At 61.3% G+C, this 5,084-nt stretch carries 6 protein-coding genes; 3 read left to right on the top strand and 3 right to left on the bottom strand.

What is annotated here, in order from left to right:
* Positions 1-100: 100 nt before the first annotated feature.
* Entirely contained in the window at positions 101-697 is a 597-nt protein-coding gene (locus BH93_RS13495; RefSeq protein WP_032377910.1) for a hypothetical protein, read from the top strand.
* A gap of 70 nt (positions 698-767) precedes the next feature.
* Here the strand turns inward: BH93_RS13495 and pabB are convergent, their stop codons facing one another.
* The 3 genes from pabB to BH93_RS13480 all read right to left on the bottom strand — a co-directional run bounded on the left by pabB (position 768) and on the right by BH93_RS13480 (position 3,849).
* Positions 768-2,828, bottom strand: a complete 2,061-nt coding sequence (pabB, locus tag BH93_RS13490; protein ID WP_037173714.1) for an aminodeoxychorismate synthase component I — start codon at positions 2,826-2,828, stop codon at positions 768-770.
* A gap of 9 nt (positions 2,829-2,837) precedes the next feature.
* The gene (locus tag BH93_RS13485) at positions 2,838-3,233 is read right to left on the bottom strand and encodes a chorismate mutase family protein (protein WP_197914613.1); all 396 of its coding nucleotides are present in this window, start codon (positions 3,231-3,233) and stop codon (positions 2,838-2,840) included.
* 277 nt (positions 3,234-3,510) lie between these two features.
* Positions 3,511-3,849: an RNA polymerase-binding protein RbpA gene (locus BH93_RS13480; protein ID WP_027497120.1), complete on the bottom strand. Its 339-nt coding sequence runs from the start codon at positions 3,847-3,849 to the stop codon at positions 3,511-3,513.
* Between the two features lie 193 nt (positions 3,850-4,042).
* Between BH93_RS13480 and BH93_RS13475 the strand changes: the two genes are divergently transcribed.
* Positions 4,043-4,375 carry a hypothetical protein gene (locus BH93_RS13475; protein WP_037173713.1) on the top strand — a complete coding sequence of 111 codons (333 nt, stop codon included), beginning with the start codon at positions 4,043-4,045 and terminating at the stop codon, positions 4,373-4,375.
* Positions 4,376-4,504: 129 nt separating this feature from the next.
* Positions 4,505-4,960, top strand: a complete 456-nt coding sequence (locus BH93_RS13470) for a tellurite resistance TerB family protein (protein ID WP_027497122.1) — start codon at positions 4,505-4,507, stop codon at positions 4,958-4,960.
* Positions 4,961-5,084 lie beyond the last annotated feature (124 nt).

The raw sequence follows: 5,084 nt of genomic DNA, 5'->3' as shown, positions 1-5,084 counted from the left end.
CGTTTGGCGTGTTCTTCACATCGAGGAGCACCGTCACGAATACCATCGGCGTTCGGTACCAATGCGGTCGAATGCTCGTCACAACAACCAGGGGACAGAAGTGAAACTGATCAGAACAGCTACGGTCGCGGTGGCGTTGACCGCTGCGGTAGCCACCGGAGCGGGCCACGCCGTGGCAGACCCGTCGTCGGACACGGTGAACTACCAGACGTCGGTCAACCCGGATGGATCCGTCAAGACCATCCTCGACGCCGGGCTGTTCCGGGTCGATGCGACGAGCGAGACAGTGTCGATCATCGATCAGTCCGGTGCCACGCTCGCATCGGTTCCGCTGGAGTACACCATCAACGGCACGGTCTACTCGATCGCACCCTTGATCGGTGCCGAGGGTCGCGAGCTGACCTTGACTCCGCAGACCGTTCCCGTCGCCGATGCTGTGGGCCCTCGTACCAAGCAGCAGGCGTTCGACAACATGGTCAACCAGCTGGCAATCGGCTGGAACAACGGCGGCGGCGTCGGTACGGCAATCGGTGCAGGCCTCGGCTTCGCCATCGGCTGCGTGTCCATCTTCCCGAACTTCATTTCCGGTTGCATCATCGGAACTGTGATCGGAACCGTCGCCGGCGCGGTCATCGGAACGGCCAACGGCAACCCGCAGGCACAGCCCGCGGTCTTCGAGTACTTCACCACTCCGTAAGACGCGACAAGCGCTTACACAGACGCACACGACACGGAGGGTAGGGGCGGCAAGCGCCCTACCCTCCGTTTTATGTTCGGCCGGTCAGCGCCCGGCGCATGGACACGGCCTTGACCATCGTTTCCTCGAACTCCTCATCGGGATCGGACAGTGCCACGATCGCACCGCCGACACCGTAGGTCACCTCGTGCTCGGTGGCGACGATCGTGCGGATGACGATCGAGAAGTCCGCGGTGCCCGTGATCGAGAAGTAGCCGATGGCACCCGAATACACTCCGCGCGGGCCGTCTTCGAGCTTGTCGATGATCGCCATGGTGCGGATCTTCGGTGCACCGGTCATGGATCCACCCGGAAACGCAGCGCGGATACAGTCCGCCGCCGACGCGTCGTCACGCAGGCGACCGCGAACCGTCGACACCAATTGATGCACAGGGGCATAGGTCTCGACGTCGAACAACTTCGGCACATGCACCGAACCAGGAATGCACACCTGAGCCAGATCGTTGCGGACCAGATCGACGATCATGAGGTTTTCGGCCTTGTCCTTCTCGTTTGCGACGAGGTCGGCCTTCAGCGCGTTGTCTTCTTCGGAGGTCGCTCCGCGTGGACGAGTTCCTTTGATGGGCTTGGACTCCACGATGCGGTCTGCGTCGATTCGTAGGAAGCGCTCGGGTGACGCGCTCAAGACCGACACCTCGGGAAAATTCAAGAACGCACTGTACGGAGTCGGGTTGATTTCCCGCATATACGAATACGTTGCCGCAGGGTCGATCGAACCCGCCAACGTAGCTGTGTTCGTCAAACAGACCTCGTAGGTTTCGCCGGAGCGGATTTCGGCGAGGCACTGGGAAATCAAATCGAGGTAGTGGGCGCGATCGTGCCGCAGTCGCGGTTCGAGCGAGTGCTCTGCTCCGAGCAGAGGAGTACCGGACGCGCCCATGCCGGAGCGGGCCGCCTGTGCGGATCGACCGGACAGGCCGCGCAGTGTGGCGGTTGTCGAGTCGAACCACTGCGCCAGGACGGGGTCACCGGGCGTGGTGGCCAATCCCATCAGATAGAGGGTGCCGGCCTCGTGGTCGAAGACCAACGCGCGATCCGCGAAGACCATGGAGGCATCGGGGGTGGCAGCTGTATGCACCAATTGTCCGCCGGTGTCGGCCTTCAACTCGTAGCCGAGATATCCGACGTAGCCGAGTCCGAACGCAAACGGAAGGTCGTGGCGAGGGGGAGTGGCGCGCTCGCGCAATCGATCGTCGATGTAGTCGAAGAACGTGGAGTGAACGCGCTCCGTCGTACCGTCGGCACCCTGCACGGACACCATGGTCTCGGCAACGGAGTAGGTCACGTACTCGGCGTGTGGCCCCGAGCAGTCGCCCATGACGGTAAACCTGCATTCGGGCTCGAGTGCTGCACTGCCATCCAGCCAGAAACTCTTCTTACCGTTGGCGTAGAGCGTGGCGAAAACCTGCTCGGGATCGAAAGCCTCGTCGAGAGAGCGAGTTTCGATGGTGAACATCGAATCCTGGGTACCTGCAGCACTCGATGCGTTGGACTGCGCCAATGTCAGGTCTCGGAAGTTGGCGAGCAGTTCACGTCCGTACTCGGTGCTGATGGACTCGGGATGGAATTGCACTCCCCACATCGGCTTGCTGCGATGCCGAACTGCCATCACCAAGCCGTCGGGTGTCCATGCGACTTCCTCGAAGTCGGCGGGTGTTCGCGTCACGACCAGTGAGTGATACCGGACCACCGAGTAGGGAGACGGGATTCCGGCGAAGAGATCGACACCGGTATGAGTGATATCGGTGATCCTGCCGTGCATCGGTGCCGGTGCGAGATCGACACTGCCACCGAACAGGTGGCACAGCCCCTGGTGCCCGAGGCACACACCGAGAATCGGCAGACCGGATTCGGTGATCACTCGACTGCTGATGCCGAAGTCCTGCTCCAGATCAGGGCGTCCGGGCCCGGGGGAGATGACGACGTTGTCGTAGGCGTCGAAGTTCAGAGACGTCCACTCGACGTCGTTCTTGACCACTGTCGGCGGACAGCCGTTGACCTCCGCCAGCAGGCTGTACAGGTTGTAGGTGAACGAATCGTAGTTGTCCACGAGGAGTGTGTTGATGGTCATCGACGTGCTCTACCGTTCACTCTCGGGGCCGAGCCCGGCGGCCGGAGAGTCGATGATCAAGTCCTCGACGCGACATGCTTCGGCAATCATCGATCGGTACAGCTCTTCGAGGAAGTCGGGGGACAGGCCATTTTCGGACGCGAATTCTCGGGCGCGTTCGGTCACCAAACCGACGCGGCCGGGTTGCATCATCGGAATGGAATGTTCGCGCTTCACGTGTGCAACTCGGACACACACATCGATACGGTCTCGAATTGCAGCGCGCAGAACTTCGTCTATTCCGTCCAACTCACGCCTCAGCTCGGCGAGCTTCTGCTCACCTACAGCGCGATGACCTTCGGATTTCGCCTCGGAGGCAGCTGTGCGCAGAGCGTCGTTGGAGCGTTGATCAGAATCCTGGCTCACGAGTTACTGCCCCCTGATGTTTCGACTCCAGTGGTGATGATTATCGGAATGCACCGACAATTGTTACGGCAGACATTGCCGATCTACGTCCTGCACGCGGTAATCGATGCTCGATCATGACACCTCGCGCGGTTTCACCGCCACTCAACAGTATTGGAACGCAGGAAAGCGCGACGATAAACACACCGCCCTCACCCGGAACGTACGTCGAGTTGGAATAGCACAAAAAAACTGCACCGCCGGATTGTTTCCAATCAGGCGGTGCAGACGACGGTTCTCATGCTCCGCGGCGCTTGACCTTCAACAAATCCAAGCGCTCTTTGAGGAGTTCTTCCAGCTCGTCCACCGAGCGCCGTTCGAGCAGCATGTCCCAGTGGGTGCGCGGCGGCTTGACCTTCTTGGCCTCCGGCGCGGTTCCCTCGATCAGCGACCCTTCGAGACCGTTTCGGCAAGCCCAGGTGCCGGGGATTTCTGCGTCGTCGGCGAAGGGAACGTCGAACTCCTCACCGTTGTCGCATCGGTAGCGTGCAACGCGGCGAGGCGCCAGGTCGTGATCACGATCGGTCTCGTAGCTCACGGCTCCGAGTCGGCTACCTCGAAGTACACGATCTGCCATGGTGAAGTCCTCTCCATCGATAGTAGGTACGCGAGTCGGCGTCATCGGTCGACACCGAGCTACACCGTCTACCCACTGATCTACAACGTCGCCGCGCGTCGGTTCGTTCCCCGGGCCGATGAGCCCCGGTGCAATGCCATCGGCGCAGCTGGTGAATGCATCTTACCTTCCTGCCGCAGTAGGCTGAACGACCATGTCCGTCAGAACTCGCCGTGACCAGACGTGCACGTGGTGCGGACGCCCTGTCGCCGACTCCGGAACCGGACGGAAGCGACGGTACTGCCGTCAGTCGTGTCGCCAACGTGCTTACGAGCAGCGCAGTGCGATGAAGGAAACCTCGATTCCCGACGACGCCGTCATCTTGACGGCCGAAGAGGCGTCGGCGGCTGCCGATCGCGCGTTCGAGGTCCGCTGCGCCGCCGAGGACGTCAGCACCGCGGTCACAGAAGGTGCCGACATCGCAGAGTTGCACCGCTTGTGTGCCGAGCTGTTGACCAAGGCGCGCGATGCGGAGCGGCTGCGCTGAGGAGAACAGCAGGGAACGGCTGGTGAAGCGCCCTCACCGAACTGTGGTTCCATCCTCGTTCACCGGCACCGTGGACAATGGACGGGGTTCGCGCATGTGCGCGGATGAAAGAACACGAAGAGGAGCTCCATGGCGTTCTGGGATCAACTCAAGTCCAAGGCACAGGAACTGAACGGGCAGCTGCAAACCAAGACCAGCCAGTTCAAGAACAAGGAATTTGCCAACGGCAGCATGGCCATGTGTGCGCTCATCGCGGCAGCAGACGGCACCATCGATCCTGCCGAGCGTCAGAAGACGGCAGCCCTGATCGCCGGTAACGAGGCCCTGCGGGTGTTCGAGTCCGACGAACTTCGTCAGAAGTTCGACTGGTACTGCGACAAGCTGCAGGGCGATTTCGACTTCGGGAAGGTCGAAGCAACGGCCACGATCGGCAAGCTGAAATCGAAGCCCGACCAGGCGCGAGCCGTCATTCAGATCGGCATCATCATCGGCGGTGCCGACGGTCATTTCGACGATCACGAGAAGGCTGCCGTCCGCAATGCATGCTTTGCAGTGGGAATCGATCCGGCCGAGTTCGAGCTCTGAGACCTTCCGACCGATAGAGGACGAACACTCGATCGCAGCAACGGCGATCGGCGAAGGTGTACCTTCGTCGGTCGCCGTTGTCGTCCGCGGACTGTGTGCGCTGTGAAATAGCCGGAATGCCGGG

Origin of the sequence: Rhodococcoides fascians A25f, assembly GCF_000760935.2 — a bacterium.
Lineage (GTDB): Bacteria > Actinomycetota > Actinomycetes > Mycobacteriales > Mycobacteriaceae > Rhodococcoides.
Note: the sequence above shows the minus strand (reverse complement) of the source record. Positions and strands in the feature narration are given on the sequence as shown.

What these genes read in the sequence shown, in the direction of transcription:
- BH93_RS13470 (WP_027497122.1), top strand. Translation starts at nt 4,505, where the DNA reads ATGGCGTTCTGGGATCAACTCAAGTCCAAGGCACAGGAACTGAACGGG.
- pabB (WP_037173714.1), bottom strand. Translation starts at nt 2,828, where the DNA reads ATGACCATCAACACACTCCTCGTGGACAACTACGATTCGTTCACCTAC.
- BH93_RS13475 (WP_037173713.1), top strand. Translation starts at nt 4,043, where the DNA reads ATGTCCGTCAGAACTCGCCGTGACCAGACGTGCACGTGGTGCGGACGC.
- BH93_RS13480 (WP_027497120.1), bottom strand. Translation starts at nt 3,849, where the DNA reads ATGGCAGATCGTGTACTTCGAGGTAGCCGACTCGGAGCCGTGAGCTAC.